The sequence below is a fragment of the Streptomyces sp. NPDC057253 genome (genome assembly GCF_042669125.1).
Lineage (GTDB): Bacteria > Actinomycetota > Actinomycetes > Streptomycetales > Streptomycetaceae > Streptomyces.
In genome coordinates this window covers 14,152-38,507 of sequence record NZ_JBHUXV010000092.1, presented here as the reverse complement: position 1 = coordinate 38,507, position 24,356 = coordinate 14,152, and the positions used below count along the sequence as shown (strand labels likewise).

Annotated in this window: 22 protein-coding genes; 9 read left to right on the top strand and 13 right to left on the bottom strand. The window is 69.7% G+C overall.

All coding sequences use genetic code 11. The features are described from left to right. The 3 genes from ACFULQ_RS35780 to ACFULQ_RS35770 form a co-directional block, all read right to left on the bottom strand. The coding region (locus ACFULQ_RS35780) for a DUF1996 domain-containing protein (RefSeq protein WP_383552054.1) at positions 1–1,612 on the bottom strand (1,612 nt) is incomplete at its 3' end. 183 nt (positions 1,613–1,795) lie between these two features. Continuing rightward, positions 1,796–2,449, bottom strand: a complete 654-nt coding sequence (locus tag ACFULQ_RS35775) for a LuxR C-terminal-related transcriptional regulator (RefSeq protein WP_383552052.1) — start codon at positions 2,447–2,449, stop codon at positions 1,796–1,798. Continuing rightward, on the bottom strand, positions 2,434–3,705 hold the full coding sequence (locus ACFULQ_RS35770; protein WP_383552050.1) for a sensor histidine kinase: 1,272 nt from the start codon (positions 3,703–3,705) through the stop codon (positions 2,434–2,436). The genes ACFULQ_RS35775 and ACFULQ_RS35770 overlap by 16 nt, the downstream gene beginning before the upstream one ends. Positions 3,706–3,986: 281 nt before the next feature. Between ACFULQ_RS35770 and glnII the strand changes: the two genes are divergently transcribed. The 4 genes from glnII (at position 3,987) to ACFULQ_RS35750 (ending at position 7,124) form a co-directional block, all read left to right on the top strand. After that, a complete protein-coding gene (glnII, locus tag ACFULQ_RS35765; protein WP_383552048.1) occupies positions 3,987–5,015 on the top strand; it encodes a glutamine synthetase in 1,029 nt (342 codons plus the stop codon). Between the two features lie 269 nt (positions 5,016–5,284). Next, a complete protein-coding gene (locus ACFULQ_RS35760; protein ID WP_106981153.1) occupies positions 5,285–5,407 on the top strand; it encodes a hypothetical protein in 123 nt (40 codons plus the stop codon). A gap of 79 nt (positions 5,408–5,486) precedes the next feature. Continuing rightward, on the top strand, positions 5,487–6,065 hold the full coding sequence (locus tag ACFULQ_RS35755) for a winged helix-turn-helix domain-containing protein (RefSeq protein WP_383552046.1): 579 nt from the start codon (positions 5,487–5,489) through the stop codon (positions 6,063–6,065). Between the two features lie 60 nt (positions 6,066–6,125). After that, complete coding sequence (locus ACFULQ_RS35750) at positions 6,126–7,124, top strand: SDR family oxidoreductase (protein WP_383552044.1); 999 nt, start codon at positions 6,126–6,128, stop codon at positions 7,122–7,124. A 298-nt stretch (positions 7,125–7,422) separates the two neighbouring features. Here ACFULQ_RS35750 and ACFULQ_RS35745 read toward each other — a convergent pair whose 3' ends face one another. Both ACFULQ_RS35745 and ACFULQ_RS35740 read right to left on the bottom strand, forming a co-directional pair. Next, a complete protein-coding gene (locus ACFULQ_RS35745; protein ID WP_383552042.1) occupies positions 7,423–8,103 on the bottom strand; it encodes a hypothetical protein in 681 nt (226 codons plus the stop codon). A 107-nt stretch (positions 8,104–8,210) separates the two neighbouring features. Beyond that, the gene (locus ACFULQ_RS35740; RefSeq protein WP_383552040.1) at positions 8,211–8,573 is read right to left on the bottom strand and encodes an arsenate reductase family protein; all 363 of its coding nucleotides are present in this window, start codon (positions 8,571–8,573) and stop codon (positions 8,211–8,213) included. Between the two features lie 163 nt (positions 8,574–8,736). Between ACFULQ_RS35740 and ACFULQ_RS35735 the strand changes: the two genes are divergently transcribed. After that, entirely contained in the window at positions 8,737–9,051 is a 315-nt protein-coding gene (locus ACFULQ_RS35735) for a hypothetical protein (RefSeq protein ID WP_383552038.1), read from the top strand. Between the two features lie 506 nt (positions 9,052–9,557). On the opposite strand, the gene ACFULQ_RS35730 is transcribed toward ACFULQ_RS35735, so the two are convergent. Continuing rightward, complete coding sequence (locus ACFULQ_RS35730; RefSeq protein ID WP_383552036.1) at positions 9,558–10,757, bottom strand: winged helix DNA-binding domain-containing protein; 1,200 nt, start codon at positions 10,755–10,757, stop codon at positions 9,558–9,560. Between the two features lie 257 nt (positions 10,758–11,014). Here ACFULQ_RS35730 and ACFULQ_RS35725 point away from each other — a divergent pair, with 257 nt between their 5' ends. Further along, entirely contained in the window at positions 11,015–12,355 is a 1,341-nt protein-coding gene (locus ACFULQ_RS35725) for a DUF2252 domain-containing protein (protein ID WP_383552034.1), read from the top strand. Positions 12,356–12,476: 121 nt separating this feature from the next. On the opposite strand, the gene rox is transcribed toward ACFULQ_RS35725, so the two are convergent. After that, on the bottom strand, positions 12,477–13,934 hold the full coding sequence (rox, locus tag ACFULQ_RS35720; RefSeq protein WP_383552032.1) for a rifampin monooxygenase: 1,458 nt from the start codon (positions 13,932–13,934) through the stop codon (positions 12,477–12,479). 276 nt (positions 13,935–14,210) lie between these two features. Between rox and ACFULQ_RS35715 the strand changes: the two genes are divergently transcribed. Beyond that, a complete protein-coding gene (locus ACFULQ_RS35715; protein ID WP_383552031.1) occupies positions 14,211–14,492 on the top strand; it encodes a hypothetical protein in 282 nt (93 codons plus the stop codon). A gap of 4 nt (positions 14,493–14,496) precedes the next feature. Here ACFULQ_RS35715 and ACFULQ_RS35710 read toward each other — a convergent pair whose 3' ends face one another. The 4 genes from ACFULQ_RS35710 to ACFULQ_RS35695 form a co-directional block, all read right to left on the bottom strand. After that, positions 14,497–15,081, bottom strand: a complete 585-nt coding sequence (locus ACFULQ_RS35710; protein ID WP_383552029.1) for a hypothetical protein — start codon at positions 15,079–15,081, stop codon at positions 14,497–14,499. Positions 15,082–15,083: 2 nt separating this feature from the next. After that, entirely contained in the window at positions 15,084–16,001 is a 918-nt protein-coding gene (gene htpX, locus ACFULQ_RS35705) for a zinc metalloprotease HtpX (RefSeq protein ID WP_383552027.1), read from the bottom strand. Between the two features lie 97 nt (positions 16,002–16,098). Beyond that, positions 16,099–17,544, bottom strand: a complete 1,446-nt coding sequence (locus ACFULQ_RS35700) for a hypothetical protein (RefSeq protein WP_383552025.1) — start codon at positions 17,542–17,544, stop codon at positions 16,099–16,101. 91 nt (positions 17,545–17,635) lie between these two features. Continuing rightward, a complete protein-coding gene (locus ACFULQ_RS35695; RefSeq protein ID WP_383552023.1) occupies positions 17,636–17,917 on the bottom strand; it encodes a hypothetical protein in 282 nt (93 codons plus the stop codon). A gap of 622 nt (positions 17,918–18,539) precedes the next feature. Between ACFULQ_RS35695 and ACFULQ_RS35690 the strand changes: the two genes are divergently transcribed. Both ACFULQ_RS35690 and ACFULQ_RS35685 read left to right on the top strand, forming a co-directional pair. Then, complete coding sequence (locus ACFULQ_RS35690) at positions 18,540–19,748, top strand: PIN domain-containing protein (RefSeq protein ID WP_383552021.1); 1,209 nt, start codon at positions 18,540–18,542, stop codon at positions 19,746–19,748. A gap of 471 nt (positions 19,749–20,219) precedes the next feature. Continuing rightward, on the top strand, positions 20,220–20,834 hold the full coding sequence (locus ACFULQ_RS35685; protein WP_383552019.1) for a phosphoribosyltransferase family protein: 615 nt from the start codon (positions 20,220–20,222) through the stop codon (positions 20,832–20,834). 335 nt (positions 20,835–21,169) lie between these two features. On the opposite strand, the gene ACFULQ_RS35680 is transcribed toward ACFULQ_RS35685, so the two are convergent. Both ACFULQ_RS35680 and ACFULQ_RS35675 read right to left on the bottom strand, forming a co-directional pair. Further along, positions 21,170–23,068 (bottom strand): serine/threonine protein kinase, encoded by a 1,899-nt coding sequence (locus tag ACFULQ_RS35680; RefSeq protein WP_383552017.1) that lies wholly within the window; start codon positions 23,066–23,068, stop codon positions 21,170–21,172. Between the two features lie 270 nt (positions 23,069–23,338). Further along, positions 23,339–24,337, bottom strand: a complete 999-nt coding sequence (locus ACFULQ_RS35675; protein WP_383552015.1) for an S-4TM family putative pore-forming effector — start codon at positions 24,335–24,337, stop codon at positions 23,339–23,341. Between the last annotated feature and the right edge of the window lie 19 nt (positions 24,338–24,356).

The window sequence follows — 24,356 nt, the reverse complement described above, 5'->3', positions numbered from 1 at the left end:
GTAACTGGCACTTCTTACCGGTGTTGATGCAGTTGACCATCTTGTTCATCAGGTTCGTGGAGAAGAAGTTGATGAAGTCGTTGTGGTCGGTGATCGGCTTGTGCAGGTTCTCCGGGAAGGTGTCCACCGCGTAGGGGTTGACCACCGTGCCGTTCTGGAGCTTCGGGGCCGGGACGTTGTAGACGAGCCGGACCTGGAGCTGCGGGATCGCCTTGAAGCCGTTGGCGCAGGAGCCGTCGGCCTGGACGAACGCCACGTGCGTGCGGTGGTTGGCGCTGTCGATGTTCTGACCGTCCCAGCAGCTCTGGAAGTTGGTCGTGCGCACCACCTGGCTGCCCTGCGGGCAGATCGGGTACTTGTCGTGCAGCTGGACCTTGTTCTCGAAGCCGGTGCAGGACCAGTTCACGTTGGCGTTGGCGTTGCCGTTGACGAAAGCCTTCGCGTCACCGGTGATGATGCGCAGGGCCGTCGGCATCGCGACGACGTTGCCCTTCTTGTTGCCGACGAACTTGATCTGCGCCTGGGAGGCCTGAAGGATCTTGCCGACGTTGCCTTCCTTGCCACCACCGTCGGCGTTCTGGTCGAAGTCCTGCGTGCCGTTCTGCAGACGCAGCACCGGCCAGAAGTACGACGACTTGTCGCCCTGGTTCTGGCAGCTGCTCTGGGCCGCCGCCAGCTCCTGGTCGCTCGCGAAGGCGTCGTTGGACTGGTTGCCGACGTAGTCGTGCAGGTGGTGGGCGCCGTTGGCGACACCGGGGGCCACGATCACGTTGTCCGTGTTGTGGTTCTTGTTCCCGTTGGTGCCGCACTTGGTGGTGAAGGTGCCCCGCGAGCCGGAGTTGCCGTTGGCCTTCAGACCGTTCTGGCCGACACCGAGCTGGGCGTTGCCCTGGACCTTGGTGATGTCCACGAAGTCGGCCGCGACCGGGCCGTTGCCGCCCTGTCCGCCGCCGCCCTGCTGCTGGCCGCCGTTCTGCTGACCGCCGTTGTTCTGGCCGCCGTTGTTCTGGCCGCCGTTCTGCTGACCGCCGTTCTGCTGGCCGCCGTTCTGCTGCTGGCCGCCGTTGTTGTTCTGGCCGCCCTGCTGCTGGCCGCCGTTCTGCTGCTGGCCACCAGCCTGACCGGCGTTCGTCTGCGCGTTCTGCGTGGTGCAGGCCGCCAGCTGGCTGAGCGAAGTGTCGAACTGACCCCCGACCCGCTGGATGTCGATGCGGATCCGGTCGATCGTGGCCGCCCGCTTCTCCTTCAGGGGGCCGGTGATGGCGTTCTGGACGAAGCCCGAGTCGTTCGCCTGGGCCTGGCGCGTCGAGGCGAGCCTGGCGTAGGCCTCGGTGATCTGCTTGTCCAGGTTGGCCAGCTCCGTGGCCACCCCCTGACGCGCGTTCTGAGGCACGTTCGTCAGCTTCTGACCGACGTCCGGGCACGAGATGGTCGCCACCTGCGCGGTGGCGGCCTTGGTCTGGTTCTGCTGCCAGCCGTTGTTGTTCGACTCGTGCGCGGATGCGTAGAAGTTCGCCCAGATCAGCCCGCCCCCACCGAGCGCTAGGGCCGCCGACGCGGCTATGGCCTTGGTGGCCATCGACGAGCGGCGTTTACGTGTATTGCGTCCCATGGAACTCCTCTGACTTCCTTTTTCGGGGCTATCGAGGCGCCCGACAGGAGTGAAGCGGCGCCATCCCATACGCACGCCGTCCCAGGGGTGTTCAGCCGCCCCACAAACAAATCAGAGGTTTACCTGGTCTTGGTACATCAACAGCCCCGTAAGCAGCAGGAGTTACAGAAAATGAGGACCTGCTCACCGGCCCCGGTCCAAGAACGCGAGCACCGCCAGAACGCGGCGATTGTCATCGTCCGACACCTCGAGGCCCAGTTTGGTGAAGATGTTGGCGGTGTGCTTGGCGATCGCCCGTTCCGTCACCACGAGTTTCCCGGCGATCGCCGCGTTCGTCCGCCCCTGCGCCATCAGGTCCAGCACCTCCAGCTCCCGGGGCGTGAGCCGGGCGAGCGGCTGGTCGTCGGCCGCCCGCCGGCTCAGCAGCTGCTGGATGACCTGCGGGTCCATCGCGGTCCCGCCCGCCGCGACCCGTCGTACGGCGTCCACGAACTGCTCGGCGTCGAACACCCGGTCCTTGAGCAGATACCCCACCCCGCCGCTGCCGTCGGCCAGCAGCTCGCGCGCGTACAGCTGCTCCACGTGCTGCGAGAGCACCAGCACCGGCAGCCCGGGTCTGGCCCGCCGGGCGTCGAGCGCGCACTGCAACCCCTCGTCGGTGTGCGTCGGCGGCAGGCGTACGTCGACCACGGCGACGTCCGGATCCAGCTCGGCCAGCGCCCGCGCCAGCTCGGGCCCCGACTCGACGGCCGCGGCGATCTCGAAGTCATGGGCCTCAAGGAGCCGCACGAGCCCGTCGCGCAGCAGGAAGAGGTCTTCGGCTAGGACAACGCGCAAGGGATCTCCATGGTGACCATGGTGGGACCGCCCGCGGGCGAGCTGACGGCCAGGACGCCGTCGAATGTACCGAGCCGCCGCTCGACCCCGGCGAGCCCCGAACCGGCCGTGATCACCGCGCCCCCGCGGCCGTTGTCGGTGACGCCGATCCGCAGCATGCCGTCCGTGTGATGCAGGTCGATCCAGATCCGGTCGGCGCCCGAGTGCTTGACGGCGTTGGTGAGGACCTCGCTCACCGCGAAGTAGGCGGCCGACTCCACCGGTGCGTCCGCCCGGCCCCCGAGGTCGACGGCCACCTCGGTCGGCACCGGCAGCCTGAGCGCCAGCGCCCGTACCGCGTCGCCCAGTCCGCGCTCGGCCAGCACCGGCGGATGGATGCCGTGCACCAGGTCGCGCAGCTCGGCGAGCGCGTCCACCGAGGACTGACGGGCCTGCGCGAGCAGCAGCTTCGCCCGGGCGGGGTCCTTGTCGAGGAGCGCCTCGATGGTGCCGAGGTCCATGCCCATGGCGACCAGCCGGGCCTGCGCCCCGTCGTGCAGGTCCCGTTCGATGCGCCGCAGTTCGGCCGCCGAGGTGTCCACCGCGTCCCGCCGGGTCTCGGTGAGGACCCGGACCCGCTCCGCCAACTCGCCCTGACCGGCGCCGAGTACGGCCCGGGTGAGCCGGAAGTGGGCGGTCAGCACCCGCGGCGCGAGCGGAGCCAGGGCCAGCAGGGCGATGCCCAGGGCGCCGGCGAGGAGTGCGGAGGACTGGTCGGTGACATGCACGAAGCCGTACCAGTAACCGCCGCCCAGCTCCGACAGCGGCCGCCACAGCCAGGCCGCCACCGCGAGCCCCTCCAGCGGGTACAGGACGAGCACCGCCGCCAGCAGGGCCGTCGTGAACCCCGCCGTCATGTCCACCAGGAGCCATCGCAGGTCCCGCCGGACCGCCGGGTCGCGCAGCATCGCCCAGGTCCGCGCCCAGCTGCGGGCGCCCTTCGGTGTCGGCCGGTACGTCGACGGGATCCGTACCCCGCACCACTCGGCCGCGAGCACCCGCCGCCAGTCCGCGTAGGCCCGCACGCCCGTCAGTACCCAGGGGGTCGTGAGCACGCCGATGCCGATCGGCACGAGCGCGACGGACACCAGGCTCAGCGTGAACCCGAGCACCGCCCCCGGCAGCGTGACCAGGGCCAGCGCCAACCCCCGCACGGCCGCGAGCCCCGTGCCCCGCACCCTCGGACCCCAGCCGCCGTTCCCCGTCTTCGTGGTCATGCGGTCAGTCTGGTCGAGGCGCGGACGCGGGTCACTGGGTCTGGCAGCCCGGCCGGGGTGGTGCCGGGTACACCCGCCGCCCGGCCTGCCCGTACACCGTTTTGCCGCGCTCACACAGTGATCCGCGCCACAGCATCACCAGGTAACACGGGGTTCACATTCGAGCAATGACCGGGAAATCGCCTGTTGACAGGCTCGCGGGCATCGAGACGCGGCGTTTCAGTGCCGCAGCGCCGCTGCACCCGCAAGTGCGCCCAGACACACCCCGAAGGATGTGGCCCGTGAGCTTCAAGGCTGAGTACATCTGGATCGACGGCACCGAGCCGACGGCCAAGCTCCGCTCCAAGACGAAGATCCTCGGTGACGACGCCAAGGGCGCCGAGCTGCCGATCTGGGGCTTCGACGGGTCCTCCACGAACCAGGCCGAGGGGCACTCCTCGGACCGTGTGCTCAAGCCGGTCTTCTCCTGCCCCGACCCGATCCGCGGCGGCGACGACATCCTCGTGCTGTGCGAGGTCCTCAACATCGACTTCACGCCGCACGAGTCCAACACCCGTGCCGCGCTGACCGAGGTCGCCGAGAAGTTCGCCGCGCAGGAGCCGATCTTCGGCATCGAGCAGGAGTACACGTTCTTCAAGGACGGCTACCCGCTCGGCTTCCCCAAGGGCGGCTTCCCGGCCCCGCAGGGCGGCTACTACTGCGGTGTCGGCGCGGACGAGATCTTCGGCCGTGACGTCGTCGAGGCGCACCTGGACAACTGCCTGAAGGCCGGCCTCGCGATCTCCGGCATCAACGCCGAGGTCATGCCCGGCCAGTGGGAGTTCCAGGTCGGCCCGGTCTCCCCGCTGGAGGTCTCCGACCACCTGTGGGTGGCCCGCTGGCTGCTCTACCGCACCGCCGAGGACTTCGGCGTCTCCGCCACCCTGGACCCGAAGCCGGTCAAGGGCGACTGGAACGGCGCCGGCGCGCACACCAACTTCTCCACCAAGGCGATGCGCGAGGGCTACGACGCGATCATCACCGCCGCCGAGTCGCTGGGCGAGGGCTCCAAGCCCCTCGACCACGTCAAGAACTACGGCGCCGGCATCGACGACCGCCTGACCGGCCTGCACGAGACCGCCCCGTGGAACGAGTACTCCTACGGCGTCTCCAACCGCGGCGCCTCGGTCCGTATCCCGTGGCAGGTCGAGAAGGACGGCAAGGGCTACATCGAGGACCGCCGCCCGAACGCCAACGTGGACCCGTACGTGGTGACCCGCCTCCTGGTGGACACCTGCTGCTCCGCGCTGGAGAAGGCCGGCCAGGTCTGATCCCCACCGCTTCCCGAGGGGCGTCCACCTATGCGGTGGGCGCCCCTCGGCGCGTTGTCAGGGACGCGTGCAAGGGGCTCGGCCGTCACATCCGTGTACAACTGCGCTGTAGGACTGGCCCGGACCGGACAAGGCGATCCAGGTCAGACCCCTGGCCCGGCGCAAGCGGCTGGTGGGGTGAGGAGCGCCACGTCGTTTTCACGCCAAGGAAGCGTCCAAGCAGTGAGAGAAGGCTGCTGTTGCGGGCCTGTGTCTGCTTCAATGAGTCCATGGCCAGCTTCCAGAAGTACACCGCGACGGGTCGCCACGACCTCGAGCCCTTCTGGCCGTCCCGTCAGCACCACGACTTCGACCGGGTGTGTTGCCGCGCGATGAACGCGCCGGCCCTCTAAAGCCATACCCGGCCTTCGGCCAGCGCGCAGTCGACGTACGTCTCCTGTTGACCTCCTCGCGCGAAAGAGCTGACCTCTCATGGCGACCACTCGTTCCCTCTCCACCGCCCCCCTGACCTCCTCCCAGAACGGCACCGCCCGCCACCGGCTGCGCGCCGTCGACCGGGACGAGGTCGTGGACGTCACGGACTTCCTGCCGCCGGGCGCCACCTGGCTGCCCGCCCCCCAGCACACCCTGCCGACGCTGCCGGGCCAGCCGCCGATGATCGGCTACCTGGTGCTCGTCCCGGCGGACCAGCAGCCGCCGTTCCTGCCGGTCGCGGTCCCGGACCGGCCGGAGGCCGCCGTCGCCGACGACGGCGCGGCCCCGCTCGTCCGCATCGACACCGTCCAGCGCACGGCCGAGGTCAACGGCAAGGAACTCGACCTCACCTACCTGGAGTTCGAGCTCCTCGCCCACCTCGTCCAGCACCCGCACCGGGTGCACACCCGCGACCAACTGGTCACCACGGTCTGGGGCTACGGCCATGTCGGCGACGGCCGTACCGTCGACGTCCACATCGCCCGCCTGCGCCGCAAGCTGGGCGCGGACTTCCGGGGCGCGATCCAGACCGTGCGGCGGGTCGGCTACAAGTACACCCCGCCGACCGGCGACTGACGCTCTGCCGACAGCAGACCGGAGTTCCATCGGCGGGCGGCGGCGGGCACAGTCACCGGTATGAGACTTCTCCTGCTCGGTGGCACCGAGTTCGTCGGCCGGGCCGTCGCCGAGGCGGCCCTGGCCAAGGGCTGGGACGTGACCGTCTTCCATCGCGGACGGCACGCACCCGGGCCCGGGGTGCGGTCGCTGCACGGCGACCGCACCGCGCCCGACGGCCTCACCGCCCTCGCCGAAGGCGGCCCCTGGGACCTGGTCGTCGACACCTGGTCGGCGGCGCCCCGCGCGGTCCGGGACACGGCACGGCTGCTGCGGGACCGCGCCGACCGGTACGCGTACGTGTCGAGCAGTTCGGTGTACACCTGGCCCCAGCCGGCCGGATACACCGAGGATGCTCCCGTGGTCGAGGGCGCCTTGGCCGACGCGGGTCGGACCGACTACGCGCGCGACAAACGGGGCGGCGAACTCGCCGTGCTGGACAGCTTCGGCGCCGACCGCTCCCTCCTCGTACGGGCCGGCCTGATCCTCGGCCCGTACGAGAACATCGGCCGCCTGCCGTGGTGGCTGGGACGCATCGCCCGCGGCGGCCAGGTCCTCGCCCCCGGCCCACGGGACCTCCCGCTCCAGTACGTCGACGTCCGCGACCTCGCGGAGTGGATGCTGGGCGCCGCCGCCGAGGGGAGGTCCGGCCCGTACAACGCGGTCAGCCCTCCGGCGCACACGACGACGGGCGAGCTCCTGGAAGCCTGCGTCACGGCGACCGGCTCCGACGCCGAGTTGTGCTGGACGGACCCGGACACGGTCCTCGCCGCGGGCATCGCCCCCTGGACCGACCTGCCGGTGTGGGTCCCGCCCGCCTCCGACCTGCACACCACCCTCCACGGCGGCGACACCTCCCGAGCCGCCGCGGCGGGCCTGCACTGCCGCCCGGTCACCGAGACGGTCACCGACACCTGGAACTGGCTGTGCGAGATGGGCGGGGTGGCTCCGCAGCGCCCGGACCGGCCGGTGGTGGGCCTGGACCCGGAGACGGAGGCGAAGGTACTGGCGGGACCGTAGACGGTCGTCCGGCCGTTCCGGTGACTCCGGAGGGATGCGCCGCCTGTTCCTCCTGAACCCGACCTGTGCTTCGCCGGGTTCAAGGCGGCGTATCTCCTACGGGCCTGAAAACGCCGGTCCTGCTGCTCGTGGCCGCGAACAGCAGGACCTTTGACGCCTGTGACGTCACAGCACGGGCGGCCGGACCGCTGCCGCGGGTGGAAGCCGACGTGGTCCCCGGCGTCCTCCACCACGCGCTGCCGCAGTCCGCACCTCCCGAACCGGCGTGCCGCCTCACCGAGTTCCTAGACGAATGACCTCACCCCACCTTCTCGATCACGGCCCGGCGGATGAGGAACTTGCCGGGCTCCCGTACCTGTTCGAAGGCCGCGTTGTTGAGCAGGACACAGCTGCCGGAGACCGAAGTGACCTGCACCGTCGTGGACTTGTTGTTGTCCAGGTTGGTGACCTTCAGCTTCGTGCCGGCCGGGAACTGGTTGCTGGACGCGGCGGGCGCACCGCCCTCACCGGACAGCGTGACGGTCGAGCCGTTGCACACCCGCTGCCCGGAACCGGCGTTCCCCGCCGGGGGAGCGGCGGGCGCCTGGGAAGCGGCGGGCGGAGCCTGGGAAGCGGCGGGCGCTGAAGGAGACGCGGCCTGGGAGCCCTGTCCCGCGGCGGCCTGGGAGCCCTGAGCCGACTCCCCGACCACACAACCGGACGCCTCCTGCTGCACCTTGATCTGCGCGATCACCGCTTCCCGGTTGCTGATCCGGGCCGCCGACTGGGCGTCGGGATTGGCCCGTTGCCCCTCGATGAACCGCTGGTTGTTGCCGAGCGCGGTGGCGAGGCCCTGGCAGACGGTCGACTGCGCGGCCGTCTGCGGACTCGCGGCGTTCGAGGTGCTGGCCATCACGAAGGCCCCACCACCCGCCGCCACCGCCGCGCTCACCAGCAGCGCGACCTTCTTCTTCGTGCCGAGTGTTCTCCTGCGCGACATGCGCGCCTCCTAAGAGCTAGGGGAGCGTACGCCGCTATGTACGAGATACCGAACGAAGTTACTCAGTGGTCGCAGGAGTCATGTGACGTAACCTGCGTCACACTCGGCTATTTCCTGGCCAGGGCGTCCCGTACGGCGTCCTCACTGCGGGCGACCACCGCCGAGCCGTCGTCCGCCGTGATGATGGGCCGCTGGATGAGCTTGGGGTGCTCGGCGAGGGCGGTGATCCACCGGTCACGTGAACTCTCGTCCCGCGCCCACTCCTTGAGCCCGAGCTCCTTGGCGGCGGCCTCCTGGGTGCGGGTGATGTCCCACGGTTCGAGCCCGAGCCGCTCCAGCACCTCCCGGATCTCGTCCTCGCTCGGGACGTCCTCCAGATAGCGGCGGACGGTGTACTCGGCGCCCTCCGCGTCCAGCAGACCGACCGCGCTGCGGCACTTCGAACAGGCCGGATTGATCCAGATCTCCATGCCGTCACGGTACCCGGAAACCCGTCCTCCACCTGCGTCACAGCACCCCCGAAAGCCCTTGTGGCCAGGGGCTTTTGTCAGTGCCGGGCGGTAGAATAAAACCAGTGTTCGAGGGCGTCGCCGGGACCCCGGCTCCCGCCCTTACCGCGACAGGAGGATGCCTGTGCCCGCTGCCGCACTGAAGCCGAAGCCGTTGCCCACCCAGTCCACCGCGAAGCATCCGGTGCTGCTCGACATTCCCTACGCGCCCGTGGAGAAGCGCCCGTTGCCGCCGGGCCGCCCCCGCGAGTGGTACGTCACCCACAACCGCCGCCTCAAGGCGATGCGGCTAGCGATCGCCCTGCTCGACTCCGGCGTCTACGTACCGAACCAGGCCCGCAACGAGACGATCCGCGACGCCGCGGAGATGATCGGCGTACACCCACCGTCGGACACCACGTGCCACATGGTGCGCGCCCTGATGCGCTACTCACGGTGACCCCCGGGGCGCCGGGTGCCCTCCGCCATGCGGGGTGAGCCCGGCGCCGTTTCCGCCGGAAGACACCCGGCGCCTCGGTGAGCCGGCCTTCTGGGTCGGCCAGTTGCCGCGGTTGCCGGGGTCAGCGCGCCTTCTGGGCCAGCCGGTCGACCCGGTCGGCCCGGTCAACTCGGTCAGCGGGGCGCCTGGATCAGCCGGTTGCCCCGGTGGCCGGGGTGGGCCGGTCGCCTCGGCCAGCCGGTCGGCCCGGTCAACGGGTCGCCTGGAGCAGCAGGTTGCCCCAGTCAGCTGGTCGCTTCGGTCCGTTGCCCCGGCCGTCCGGCCAACCGGGCGCCTGGATCAGCCGCTTGTCCCGGTGGTCGGGGTCGGCCGGTAGTCTCGGCCAACCAGTCGCCTGGACGAGCCGGTTGCCCCCGGTCAGCCGATCGCTTCGGCCCGTTGCCCCGGCCGTCCGGTCAACCGGTCGCCTCGGCCAGCCCCGTCAACCGGTCGCACAGGTAGGCCCGTCAGCCCGTCCCCTCCGCCAGTTCCTTCTCCAGCGGGGTCCGGAACCGGGGTCTCACCCAGGTGTCTCCCACCCACTCCCGCAGGCGGGCGGCCTCCTGCGCGATGGCCGTCTCCGCCTCCGCCCCCACTCCCTCCGGGTCCAGGAGCCGCCACACGATCTCCCCGTCGGCCCGCTGGCCCCACCCGCCCACCACCCGCCCGTCCCACCACACCGTCGGCCCCACGTTGCCGCTCCGGTCGAACAGGGCGGGACGCAGGGCGGGGGCCAGGTACCAGTCCCGCTGCTGCCAGCCCATCGCCGTCGGATCAAGTCCGGGAAGCAGCGCGGCCCAGGGCTCCGACGGCCCCTCCACCGGACCGTCGTCGCCCTCGACGACGTAGGCCGGACCTTCGTCGACCGTCACCGTGACCGCGCGGATCGCCGTCAGCGCACGGCGGACGTCGGTCACCTTCCAGCCGGTCCACCACTTCAGGTCCGCCTCGGTGGCGGGACCGCACACGGTGAGCCAGCGCCGCAGCAACTCCGCCTGTGCCTCGGCCACGTCGAGTTCGGGGTGCGGCGGCGCCACCGCCCAGCGGAACTGCGAGGACATCCAGGAGCCGAGCGGCCGCCCGCGCACCACCTTGCCCTCCACGCCGAGCACTCTCAGCAGCCGGGACGACACGGTGTGGACGCCCTCGTAGCTCTTGCCGGCCGCGTACACGAACTGCTCCCGCAACCGCGGCTCGTCCTGGCTGAGTTCGGTCGCCGTCGCCTGCCCGCGCCGGGCCAGCGCGGCCAGCATCGACTCCTCGACCTCCTTCAGCCAGGCCGCGTCCGGCGCCCCCGCCTTCGCCATGTCCTTGATGAGCGAGGCCCGTTCCCGCGCGGCGACCGTGAGCCCGGTCGAGGCGTGCACGACGGCGGTCAGCTCGGTCGGAAACGCGAACACCGTGTGCCGCATCCCGTGCATCCGCACCAGCGTCCGGTCCTCGTACAACGCCCGCTCGGTCTCGGCGACGGTCCCGGAGGCGTCCACCAGCCGAGCCCCCACCGCGAGGTAGACCGTCGCGGGATCGGACCCGTGCAACGCGACCAGAGCCCCACCCACCTCCTCGGGCGACCCCACCCGGGCCTCGACGGCCAACTGCTGCCGCAACCCCAGCCGAGCCCGCCGCTCGCCCACCCCGATGTACCGAACCGCATCACCCAAGCCCATACGGCCCATCTTGACCGAGGGCACTGACAACGCGCCCTTCAGGGGCGCGGGTCTGTATCGATATGCGGCTCCGCCGCGCGGGCGCGACCAGCCACAACGCAGCCGCAGCCGAACGACGACACATCGCACCCCCAACGCACACGTCACCCGATCGCCGTACTCCACATGCGCCCACCCCACCCCCGCCCTTCACTGCGATCAGGAGGTGACAGCCACACCGGCGACCAGGAGGCGGGCGTGACCCAGAGGCAGGGCCGATGAACACCCCCGGCACCGCACAGACCCGCGGCCGAGCCGCCCGCAAACGCGTCCCCCGCTCCGCCCACGCCACCTGGCTCCCGTCCCTCGACCGCCAGGACCCCGTCGCCGTACTGGAACGACAGGGCCGCGACCGCCTCCCGGAACTCCTCCCGATCCGGTACGGCAGGATGTCGGCCTCCCCCTTCGCCTTCCTGCGCGGCTCCGCCGCCGTCATGGCCGCCGACCTGGCCTCCCAGCCGCACACCGGCCTCACGGTCCAGCTCTGCGGCGACGCCCACCTGCTCAACTTCGGCCTCTACGCCTCCCCGGAACGCTCCCTCCTCTTCGACCTCAACGACTTCGACGAGACGTTCCCGGGCCCCTTCGAGTGGGACGTCAAGCGGCTCGCCGCGAGCGTCGCCGTGGCCGCCGTCGAGAACGGGCACAGCGAGGACAAGGCCCACCGGGCGGCCCGGGCGGCGACCGCCGCGTACCGCACGGCCATGCGGCGCCTGGCCCGTATGACGGAGTTGGAGGTCTGGTACGAGAGCGTCGACGCCGACAGCCTGCTGCCCCTCGTCCGCTCCGCCCGCCACCGCGGGCGCCTCGAGTCCAGCCTCACCCGGGCCCGCCGCCGCACCAGCCTCCAGGCCCTCGGCAAGCTCACCGAGATCGTCGACGGCCGCCGCCGCATCATCACCGACCCGCCGCTCCTCGAACCCGCCGGCGCCCCCGACATGGCCAGCCTGCGCAAGATCTTCAGCGACTACCGCTCCACGCTCTCCGAGGAACGCCGGCTGCTGCTGGACCGGTACCGCTTCGTGGACGCGGCCCGCAAGGTCGTCGGCGTCGGCAGCGTCGGCACCCGCTGCTTCATCGTCCTGCTGACCGGCCGGGACGCCGACGACCCGCTGTTCCTCCAGATCAAGGAGGCCCGCCCGTCCGTGCTGGAGGAACACCTGCCCCATGGGCCGTACGTCCATCCCGGGCACCGTGTGGTCGTGGGGCAGCGCCTGCTCCAGTCCGCGAGCGACATCTTCCTGGGCTGGATGAGCGGGCCCCAGGGCCGGGCCTTCTACTGGCGCCAACTGCGCGACATGAAGGGCTCGGCGGACGTCATGGGCATGTCCCCGTCCGACCTCACGGCGTACGCCGGCCTCTGCGGCACCACCCTGGCCCGGGCCCACGCCCGCTCCGGCGACCGCGTCGCGATCGCCGCGTACCTGGGCGGCGCCGACACCTTCGACCAGGCGATCGCCGACTTCGCCCTCGCCTACGCCACCCAGACCACGGCGGACCACGCGAGCCTGAGAGCGGCCATCGCGGCGGGCGTCCTCAGAGCGGCACCGGGCGAGTAGCCGCAGCCACCGGGACCGGGATGCCGGACGGCTCGCGGCCCGCGTGGAGGGACACGCCCCTGACCAGCGACACGCAGCCGACCCCGCCCAGCTACCCGGCCCCCTTGACCACGTGCCGCAATCAGCCCACCGGTACCCCGAACCACCGTGACAGCTGGGCGTCGAGGCCGCGCTGGTCGTCGCCGACCCAGGCCACGTGGCCGTCGGGGCGCAGCAGGACGCACGGAGCGTCCAGTGCCGCCGTGGGGTCGGTGAGGTGATCGACCCGGTCCGACCAGCCGCCGACGGTCAGGTGCGCGGTGCGGTCCAGCAGGAGGCCGCGGCCGTGACGCAGCCGGTCGTAGAGGCGGCCCTGCCGGACGTCGAGGTCGGGCACGCGCCGGCCGAGCAGATCGGGGCCGGCTCCGAAGTCGTAGCGGACGGCGGTCGCGGTGATCTTCTCGATCAGATGGCGGTTCACCTCGTCGAAGTCCATCAGCTCGGTGAGCAGCCTGCGCACGGCCCGTGCGCCCGGTTCGGTGGACAGGAGTTCCGTCTGGGCGCGGGTGTTGTCCAGCACGTCCGCGGCGACCGGACGACGTTCCGCCTCGTAGGTGTCCAGCAGCGTCCCCGGTGCCCGGCCGCGGATCTGCGCGGCCAGCTTCCAGCCCAGGTTGAACGCGTCCTGGAGCCCCAGGTTGAGACCCTGACCGCCGATCGGTGGATGGATGTGCGCCGCGTCCCCGGCCAGCAGCACCCGCCCGACCCGATAGCGCTCGGCCAGCCGGGTCGCGTCCCCGAAGCGGGACAGCCAGCGGGGGGAGTGCACGCCGAAATCGGTGCCGGCGACCGAGCGCAGCTGTCGCCTGAACTCCTCGATGGTGGGCGGCTCCGTACGATCGCCCACTCCCGCGGCGGGCACCACGACGCTGTAGATCCCCGCGCCGAAGGGCCGTAGCCAGAACCGCTGTTGGGTCTCGCGGACCTCGGCCACCCTGGCGGCGACCTCCTCCTGCGACACCCCCACTGCCATCTCGCCCATCAGCGTCCCGGTCCGCGAGGGCTCGCCGGGGAAACCGACCCCGAGCAGTTTGCGCACCGTACTGCGCCCGCCGTCACAGCCGACGACATAGCGCGCACGCACCCGCTCGCCGTCGGCCAGCTCGACGGTCACCCCCTCGTCGTCCTGTTCGAGACCGGCCACCGCGCACCCGTGCCGGACCAGCGCCCCCAGCCCGGCCGCGTGCTCTTCCAGGAGGCGGACGACGACCGGCTGCGGGATGCCCAGCAGATAGGCGTGCGCCGAATCCAGGCCCTGGGGCACCGGCTTGTCGATGGCGGCGAAGAAACCACGGGCCGGACGCCGCCGTCCGTGGGGGAGAAGGCGGTCCAACAGCCCGCGCATCGCCATCAGTTCGAGACTGCGCATGTGCAGACCGACGATGCGCACGAACGACGTCGGCTCGGTCTCCTTCTCCAGGACGAGTACCCGCACATCGTGCAGCCGGAGCTCGGCGGCCAGGAACGCGCCGGTCGGCCCGCACCCGGCGATGATCACGTCGTACGACGTCAGCCCGGCGGTGAACTGCGAAGTTTCCATAGGTGTTGCCTCTCGGGAGTGCCTTGTGGTCGAGGCGCTCCCGGCGACACCAGTGTCAGCCGCCGGCCATGACAGAAAGGGGGAGCACCCACATCGCTACGACGTTCATGGGTCTCACCTCCTCGGACAGTGCCACGGTCCCCCGCAAACTACCGGCCCGACCACCGCCCGTCCAACGGATTCGTGCCGTGGGGAAAGAGCTCGCGCAGGGCAGGTATCAGCCCGCCCCTCCGGGGCTACTCTTCTACACCACACCCACGCACACGGAGGCCCGTCATGGGCACCATCGTCCTTTCCGGGACCGTCGTCCTGGTGATCCTGGGCTTCGGGAACCACACCTGGTGGCTCGGCGCCGTAGCCCTGCTCTTCCTGTACCTGCAGTACGGCCGTGACGGCGCGTCGGCGTCCTCGTCGGGCGGTGCGGCCGGTGGCGGCTCGGCGGCCGGAGACTACCGGTCCTACCGTGAGCGCCGGGACAAGCAGGCCAAGTGGGACCGCCGTTACCGCCGCGAACGTCCGCTGGAGTCCCGTCGGCAGGCCCGCGAGCGCAAGCAGTAGGGGCTCACAGACCCGGGGCGCCCCAGAGAGGGAACCACCGGTTCAGGTCCTCCTCGATCCGCAGATCGCCCGAGAGCGCGGCCTTCACCCGCAGCTCCAGCGCGTTGTCCCGGCGCTGTGCCGCACCGGGCAGCGGGGCGAAGGGATAGAAGGTGCCGCGCTTGTAGAGGTAGACCAGCGCGAGCGACCGGTCACCGGTGTCCTCGAACCCGGCCAGCGAGCACAGCAGTTGGGGGCCGAAGCCGTTGACCTCCATCGAACTGTTCACCGCGTGCAGGTCGTTGACCAGCTGCGGCAACTGCTCCGGGGCGCGTTCGGAGACCAGCCAGGAGTACCCGAAGTCGTCCCGGCGCAGCTCCACCGGCGGGCCGTCCCGCTCGGTGTCCGCGTCCAGCAGGGCCTGAACCTCCCGGTGCGTCTGCTCGAAGGCGGCCCCCTCGACCGTGGCGAAGCACACCGCTCCGCGCCCGGTCGGGGTGAGGGAGACCGCCGCCTCCAGCGTCACGGCCGCCGACGGCAGCGCGAACAGCTGGTCGAGATCGGGCGCGACGGGCTTGGTGCGCCCGAGCAGGATGTCCAGCAGCCCCATCCTCAGCCCGCCTTCCCGGGCTCCAGGGGCTCGCCCAACTCCGCCGAGATCCGCCCCAGTTGCTCCAGTCGCTGCTCCAGCGACGGGTGGGTGGAGAAGTACCGCTCGATGCCGGGCTCCTTGCCGGTGGCCGGGGTGAAGTAGAAGGCGTTGAAGGCCTGGGCGGTGCGCAGGTCCTTGGTGGGGATGCGGGCCAGCTCCCCGGAGACCTTGGTGAGCGCGGAGGCGAGGGCCGAGGGCCGCCCGGTGAGGTGGGCCGCGGCCCGGTCCGCCGCCAGCTCCCGGTACCGGGACAGTGCCCTGATCAGCAGGAAGCTGAGCGCGTACACGGCCGCCGAGACACCCATCACGCCGGCGAACAGCATGGCGGTGTTCTGGTCCTTCCGCCCGCTGAACAGCTGGCTGTAGAAGGCGAACCGCACGATCAGCCCGGCGATCACGCCCAGGAACGAGGCGATGGTGATCACGGCGACGTCCTTGTGCGCCACGTGCGACAGCTCGTGCGCGAGGACGCCCTCCAGCTCGGCGGGCTCCAGCCGGTCGAGCAGCCCGGTGGTCACGCACACCACGGCGTTGTCGGGGTTGCGGCCGGTGGCGAACGCGTTGGGCATGTCCATCGTGGAGACCGCGACGACGGGCTTGGGCATGTCCGCGATGGCGCACAACCGGTCGACCACGGCGTGCAGTTCGGGATACTCCTCCGGTCCCACGACCCGCCCGCGCATCGCGAACATGGCGATCTTGTCGGAGAACCAGAACTGCGCCACGAACATGACCGCGATCAGCGCCACGACCATCAGCCAGGACTTCAGCAACACGATCAACGCGGCGAAGAAGGCCACGTACAGCAGCCCGAGCAGGAACAGCGTGACCGTCATCCGCACGGTCAGGCGCCGGTCGCTCCGGAAACGGCTCCGCATCTGCATCACCCCGCAGTCAGGCACTCGTCCCACGCTCCAGTGTGCACCCGCCCAGGCCCATGAAGCGGTCCGGATCAGGCCTAGGACCAGCAAAGGCTCAGGCCTTGAGCCCGACCTCCCACTTGCGCCTGATCAGCACGTACTCACTGAACAGAGCCCGCGCCCGGTCCAGCAGCTCACCCACCTCCGCCGACCCGCGCGGCACATCGGCCGTGAGCCGCCAGCGCTGCACCGACTGCCGGGCCCAGTGCCGCAGCCGTTCGTCCGGGTCGTCGACCAGCGCGACGGCCGCCCGCAGTCGTACGACCCCGTCGTGCGCGTTGAGCAGCCGGAACGCGGCGACCCGCTCCGCCCGGGGCCGGTCCGTCCCCAGCCGCCGCGTCAGCCACTGCGCGTCCAGCGCCCGCGCGGAGGGGAGCAGCGCGAGGGCCGCCTCCCGTACGACCCCGGGGGAGGGGTCGTCGAGCAGCTCGCGCATCCGCGCCACGTCGGTCACGTCCAGCGCCCGCAGCCCGGCCACCGCCCGCGTCCGCACCGCGGCCACCGGATGCGAGGTGAGCGCCCACAGCAGGTCCGCGTCGGCCCGCTCCCCGCACTCCGCCAGCCCGCTCATCGCACCGGGCGGTAGATCCCCGGCGGCGGCCCCGCACCGCTCCCGGTACCAGCCGAGCGGATCACCCCCGCCCTGCCGCACCACGTACCGGGCACAGGCCCGCACCACCCCGGCCCGGTCCCCGAGGAACCCCACGGCCCGCTCACCACGCCCGGCCCGCCGCAAGGCGGTGACCCCGGCGGCCCGGGCCTGCGCCCCGCGGGCACCGAGCAGCGTTTCGAGTACGTCGTCCTCCGCGCCGCCCTCCGCCACGGCGGCCAGGGTGGCGTCCGCGCAGAGGCTCTGGACGACCAGGTCGGTGTCCCGGGCGGCGGCCCGGGCCAACTCGGTGGGGGAGAGGTACCCCTCCTCGACGGCGAGACGGTAGGCGTACCGGCGTACGGTCCGGTGGGCGTCGGCGTAGAGCGGGGCGAGGATCCGTGGTTCGGCGTCGCGCAGCAGCCCGGCGGCCAGGTCGGTGGCGAAATCCCCCCGTCCCCGGCGCCCGATGCGCAGGATCAGCGGCAGCAGCCGTACCGCGGCCTCGGCGTCCAGCCGCTCGGCCAGCTGCCGTCGGGCAGTCTCCCGCACGGGTTCGGCCCAGTCGGCACACCGCAACACGACCAGCGGCAACAACTCAGGACGCCCCGCGGCCCGGCCCAGCGCCCGCTGGCGCATCCGCCCGTCCTGGTGGCACAGGGCGAGGGCGAGCTGCGCGTCGGTGAGCGGTTCGCCCCGGCGGAGGGCGTCGGTGAGGTTGCGCCCCTGCTCGGTCCGCCGCCAGTGCGGCAACCACCTGCCGTCGGCCGAGGACCAGGGGCTGTGCCGTACCTCCGCGTCCAGCGCGATCCAGCCGGCCGGATCGGCGGCGTCGGGCAGCACCTCCCGCAGACGGGCCCCCTCCGCGAGCCGTACGGCCGCAGCAGCTCTGTCCTCGACAACCCCGTCCACGCCTGCTCCCCGCTCTCGATGTGTCCGCGGATCGTAGGCGCAGAAGTGCGAAAGGGCAGGCGAATTACCTGCTCACCCCCCTGGGAGGGGCCTAGTAGGACCCTCGGAAGTTCGCGTATCCCAGCAGCAGGATGACCGCCGCCACACACCCGAACACGATCACCGTGGACACCCACGACGACCGACGAGGCGTCCGGAGCGACGACCGACGACGTGCCCTGAACTCGGCCTCCGCACGGAACGGCTGCGGCTTCGGCGGGTTCTCCTTCCAGCGGGCGGCGAGCATACGGGCCCGCGCCGAGGGCTCCTTGAGCTCGGCCCCGTCGGCCCACTTGATGTCGAACTCCCGCGCCTCGTCGTCCTGTTCCGGCATCCCCTGACCCCCGTCACCTCTCGAACAGCCGTACACAGAAAACGATACGACGACGCCCCCACCCCTGAACAACAGGAGCGGGGGCGCCGTAAAGCCGCCGCAGGACCAAGCCGCCGTAGGACCGGCCTACGCGTCGATCACACGTCGAAGAAGTGATCTCCTGACTCGGCTGCCTCGATGGATTACACGCACTGGCCTCCTGACCAGCCGGGGCACCGTTGTTATCTGTCGTCGTCGGTCATTGTGGCCCCTCCTGGGACGGCCCACAGACGGCCCCGCCTGACGGCCGAGGGGATCTTGCGCGATGGTGCAAGGGCGGCAGGCGGGTAGCGGGCTGGCAGATTTACAGTCCCCTCAAGATCACCCCACTTCGACCCTTCTGACCTGCCGCTTAGTCGCGACTAGGTATCGGCGAGGGCTACCTCGTCCACGTCTCGTCCTGATCTTGGAGATCGTCGGCCGGCCAGAGGGCACCGCAACGAAGTGGACAGTGACCACGCGGGGCAGGCCAAACAAGCGCAGTACTTGAAACCGCCTGGCCGGTTCCGCCTGCGCCCGGCAATGAGATCTTGAGAGAGTGTGGCCGTGGAACCGCAATCGCAAGAAGAGGGAGCCGCCAGCCTTGATCATTCTGGACGCGAACATCCTCTACAAGGGACCGGATACCGTCACGACAGACCTACTCAAGACCATTCGGGCCGCAGGCGCAGAGAAGGTGGGCATCCCCTCGGTCGCGCTGGAGGAACTTGTGGCTCAGCGCGTCAACCCATACCGGGATCGACACACGGCGGCTTTGGCAGCGTGGAAGAAGATCGCCGAAGACACCCCATGGTCCCTACCTCAGGATCTCCCCCGCGTGGACATAGATCGGTACGCCCGCCACTGGCGTAATCGGTTTGAGTCAGTTGCCGACAACCTAGCGGCTGACGCGGGCATCCTCAACGAAGCACTGACTCGAGAGATGAATCTTCTGCCTCCTTGCAAGCTGGTGGGTGCTGATTCAGATAACAAGGGACACAAGGTCGGAGCGCGAGATGCAGCGATCTGGCTGACGGCCGTCAGTTACGCCAGGAACCACCCTGACGAAACGGTCTACTTTGTCAGCTCCAATACTCACGACTTCGGCAGCGGTGCCCCTTATCAGCATCCTATGGATGAAGATCTCGCGGGGATAGAGGACAGGTTTGTTCACCTCACCAATATGAACGATTTGATTGATCTCTTCACCGCGCCGGAGGACGACGCAGTCAAGGCGGTGCTTGAATCTCCGGAATCTGCCCGTCTCATAGGGCGCGAGGCCTTCAGGCAAATGAGAAGCACGCGTTTCCGCCACTCGTTTCTAACGCGGTCTCGGTTCGGATGCTTTGATGCGGAGGCAATTGACCAAGGACCCGTTGTGGCCCGAGGATGGATCGACGAGCCGCTCGCACAGCTGGATCGCATCGGGGAAGCGAAGGCTCACAGCATCGGAGATCACGTCTGGTCCTCGGTGGAGGCACGATGGACCCTCGTTGGTATTGCGGACCTCCCCAGGCGGGAGCAGAGAGTGGTCGTCACTTCCTGGCAGACCCGAATCCTTATCAGCACAACGAAGCAGGATGCAGAACCGTCGTTGCTAAGATTCGAGTCGCCACAGCCACCCTCGGCTGAAGCACTGGAGGGCATGAATCCACTGATTCTCAAGTCGATCGAAGCTCTTCGCCACCGAATGAACCACTCCGAAAGCACAAGGCGTTTTCTTGATGAGGAGCGAGCGGCCAAGATACGTCAGGAAATTGAATGGGATGCGATTGCGGATGCGATGGCAGACGAAGCCATAGAGAGCGAGTGACCGAGTGACATAGTCCTGCCTTTGAATCCCTCTCGACGGGCACGTAGCGTTTTCCGCCCAGAAGGCGGCCGCGAAGGAAACGGCGGGGGAAGACCACCGGGCGTGGCCCCTGCACCGACGACTGAGGTTGAACTCGGGGGTCGTAGCCGCCGACAAGGGCTCGCTCCTCGCGGGACGCCGTTGTCGTGAGGTACATGCAGGGCGGCGGGCTGTCGGACGAGCGCCGGCAGTTCCGCGAGGGATCCGGATGGAGGTGGCCGAACAGTTCCCCTCTGGTGAGCCGGGTTCGGCGATTGCGAAGGAGTTACGGGTCAGCGTCCGGCAGGTCCAGCGGCGGCGGGCCTGGGACAAGGGTGGCAGACCTGGCCGCAGGTGGAAGCACCGCGGCGGCGCTCGCCTGGATCTCTAGTCTGCGCACCTCAAGCGAGAATCCGGTTGCCTGACTGCCAGTCCGTCCGCAGACTCGCGATCATGATGTCTGACGCGCGTGCCCTGACTCTCGAATGCTTCCGGTGGATTGGCGGGCACGCCGCCGTCCGGCAGATCTTCCGCGCCCCTGAGGCTCTAGCCTCGGTGGTCCGCGGCCTGGCGGAGCCGTTTCGGGACGACGGCGTCACGGCCGTCTGCGGCATCGAGTCGCGGGGATTCCTGCTCGGCGCGGCGGTGGCCGTCGAGTTCGGTGTTGGCTTTGTCGCAGTTCGCAAGAGTGAGGGGATCTTCCCGGGGAAGAAGGTCACCCGGCGCGGCGACCCCGACTACCGGGGTGTTCGTCAGGAGCTGCGTCTGCAGCGGGCGGCAGTGGGGCCCGGGGACCGGGTGCTCCTGGTCGACGACTGGATTGAGACGGGTAGTCAGGCGTCGGCCGTGCGGTCGATGGTTGAGGAGTGTGGCGTCAGTGGGCTGGCTGCTCCGTCGTGGTCGACGAGATGGCCCCGGCCGGGCGGGCGGATCTGGGTGTCCGGAGCATCATCACCGCTGCAGAACTTCCGACTTGGGATGAGCAGTCCTGACTGGGCCGACTGTCCGCGGGCGGGAGGCGCTCGTCCTTCTGGCCCTGGTGGCGATAGCGTAACGAAGCACTACTAGAGAAACGCCCTCCAGGCGGTCACACCCATGTCCGCCCAGGTCAGACCGCTGATTCGGTACTCCAGGCCGTCGAATCACGTCGAACCCAGGTCAGTGACGCCTCACAGAGACCAGGCCGGTACCGAAGCGGGTGATCACCCCAGAGGCGTGGCCTTGCCCCAAGGGTGAGACCACTGACCGGCCGCACCACCAAGCGATCACAGGCGCGCCCGCCCTGCTTGCGCCGACGATTCGGGGGGCTCTGGACGGGGATGTGTCCGTGCTGTGAGGGGTAAATGCCTGGCCGGAGCAGCAATGAGAGCGCCAGTTTCCAGGTAACCGACCTTCCTGACATGTCAGGGCAGGGAGGCGTCGCTGTAGTCCCCGCTGCACGAGTAGGAGAACGTGCTGTTCGCCCCGACGGCCGGGAAGTTCATGACGCCGTAGTAGAAGAGGTTCAGGGTCTTCTCGCTGCGGTTGAGCTCAAGGCTTTTCGTGTGTTCTTCCCCAGCACCCCGGTTCAGACAGGACGTATTGGGATCGCGCAGGTCCGGCGGCCCGGTGGAGACAAAGACCAGCTGCAGTCCGCGGGACGTGCGGTCCGCCGACAGGACGACGGCAAAATACCTCGGATCGGTATACCGGGAGATGCTGATGTGAGGCACGCTCGCGGTGCCAAGGTCGACACCCGTGTAGTCGCTCTGGCAGGAATAGCGCAGCGTGTACCGTCCGGATACGAGCAGCGGGAAGGCCAGTGTCCCGTCGAAAGCGCCAGGTCGCTCTGTACGGGCATGCTTCGCGAACGGAAGCACCGTGAACGTTCCCTCCGCCCCCTGCACCTCAAGACACGTAGTCTCCGCTTCCCGCAGGTCTGATCTGCCCCTCGCGCTCACGGTCACTGTCAACTGATTCCGGGCAGCGGCCACCGAAGTCACTGCGGCCCTGTACTCAGGGTCCCGGTAACGGGAGACTCCCAGTGGGCCCCGGGTGAAACTGGGGGACTTGGGTGGTGCGGCGGACGGCAGTCGAGCGGGCTTTGGTGAGGGTTGCCAGGTCTTCGAGGACCGGGGTGAAGCAGGATTGGCGTTGTCGGGCCGGCCTGACGCAGTGACGGTGACTGTTGCGCTCGGCGTGGCTTCCTGCCCGCTATCACTGCGCTGTCCGGCCAGCGAGAAACCTGCCACCCCGATCAGCAGGAACAGGGCCGCCCCGATCATTGCTTTTGCCCCGCTTATCTTCTTTTCGGCGAGGGGAGAAAGGGGCGTTGTCGCGTGGGGCGGGACAACGGTGGCGCCCCACGGCATCCTCGCGGTGGCTGTTTCCTGCTGGTGACCGCCGGCGAAGCGGGGATCGAGGGCGGTCACCGGATGAGTGACAGCCAGTAGTTCCTGTGACGTCCTGCGGGCAAGAAGAAGGGCGGAGTCCGGAAGCCATCGGGTGCCCTTGCGGTGAGCGCGCGTACTCGTGGCCAGCATGCCGGGAAGCTCGGCCGCCGCTGGCCGGTCTTTCGGACTCTGGGAGAGACACGTTTGGATGACGCTCCGCAGGTCTGGCGGGAGTGATGACAGGGCAGGGGTGCGACCGTCGACGATGGCGGCGGCGGGCGGATCATTAATGGGCGTGACTAGTCCGGCGGCTTCGGCGAGGACCACGCCGAGTGAGAAGACGTCGCTGGGCGGATCAGCCCTGTGGGCGAGGAGTTGTTCGGGGGAGGCGTAGGCGGATGTGCCGATGAACTGTCGTGTGGCGGTCAGGCCCTCCTGGCCCAGAGGGCGGGCGATCCCGAAGTCGAGGAGACGGGGTCCGTCCTCGGAAAGGATGATGTTGGACGGCTTCAGGTCGCGGTGCACGATACGTGCGGCGTGGATGGCGGTGAGAGCCCCAGCCAGGTCGAGCGCCAGGACTCGTACCGTTTCGACCGGCAGCGGTCCGTGGTGGGCCAGAACCTCAGCCAGGTTCGGGCCGGGCACGAGGACTGTCGCCAGCCAGGGCTTGGCCGGCCCGGGGTCGAAGTCGACGAGTTGGGCGATGTACGGGCTGCGGATCGTGCGGGCGACTTCGATCTCGCGGGCGAAACGCTCGTGGTAGCCGTGCTCCTTCGCCAGATCGGCCCGGATCGTCTTGATCGCGACCAGACGTCCAGGCCCCGCGCTTCGGGCGAGGTACACGACACCCATGCCGCCGGACCCCAGACGCCCCATCACCTCGTACGGTCCGATGCGCAGAGGATCGGTCCCGTACTGGAGCGGTTTCACCACGTTGCACCCTTACTCGTCCGCCGACGAACCTGACAACAACCACGCCGTCTGCCAGAAGCCACGACCGACGATCGGGAGCGGGCCAAACACAGCCACACCGCAAGCCCCGGTGCCGTCTGCCCGCCTCGGCCCCACGTCGGAGCCGGGGATACATTCTGGCGATCCGCATCCACCTGCAACAGAGCGCACCGGTAGCGCGACACGGCGTACACCTCGGCGGTTCGCGCTCCCCCGGAAGAGAGGCACGTCCATCGAGCGACGCTGCTCCTACGGGGTAGCAGCCAGCTGGTCCAGTTCCCGCATCGCCCGCACGAAGTCGGTGCGGTCCGACGTCTGGAACCGTTTGAAGAACCAGTCGGGCACCCGGGCCTGCCGCAGCCGGGTGAGCAGCAGAGTGTCCTGGATCTGCCGGGCCAGAAGCAGGAGCCCCGGAGTGTCCCCAGCGGGACTGCCCCGCCGGATGTGGGCACGAAGCGCCTGCAGCAGCACGGCCTGTGCATGCTCACGGGCGCGGGCGGTCTCCCTCTGGGAAGCAGCGGTGTCCACGCCCAGCAGTAAAAGGCCCAGTGAGGGGACGAACCAGTGCAGCAGCATCTCGGTGACCGTCATCGCCCGGGCCAGACCAAGTCCGATGCCCGCCACGCTCCACAACACCAGCCCTCCGGACACCGCGGCGGCGTAACGCCGCCGGATCCGGGCACCCCAGCCCAGGTTCTGCATCTGGCAGGCCAGCACATCGAGCGGCCTAGGAAGCCTGGTGACCTCGTAGAAGTAATCCTCCAGCCGAGACTCCGCCCCCGTGTACCGGCCCGCCGCCCGGCTGACCTCCTGCGCCGCAGGCTCCTCCCCGCCGGCAAGTACCGTATTCCAGTCAATGCACAAAAGCCGTACGTCGAACATTTCCTGGAAGAGTGCCGCACGGCGCATCTCCTGCGCTCCCCACACCCGGGCACCCGCGGTGTAGGCCAAAACCCACACGAGCCCCAGCAGCGTGACCGGCGTCTGCAGCGCACTGACGAACACCCCGGCCACGCCCAGACCCGCCAGCAGAACAGAAAGCGTCATGTGCGAAGAGGCCAGCCTCTTGGCGCGCCGGTGCGCTACCGAAGCCGCTTTCAGAATGCGCAGCAGTTCCGGATCATTCTGCCGAGTGAAGATCGATGTGCTTGCTGCCCCCACAGCCACCCCCGAGTGACGCTCGGGCCGGGCGACGCCGACGACGCCCTGGCCGCACGAGAAGTCATGCCCGTCTCCCACAGCGGCCATGCGCACCCCCTCTGAACGC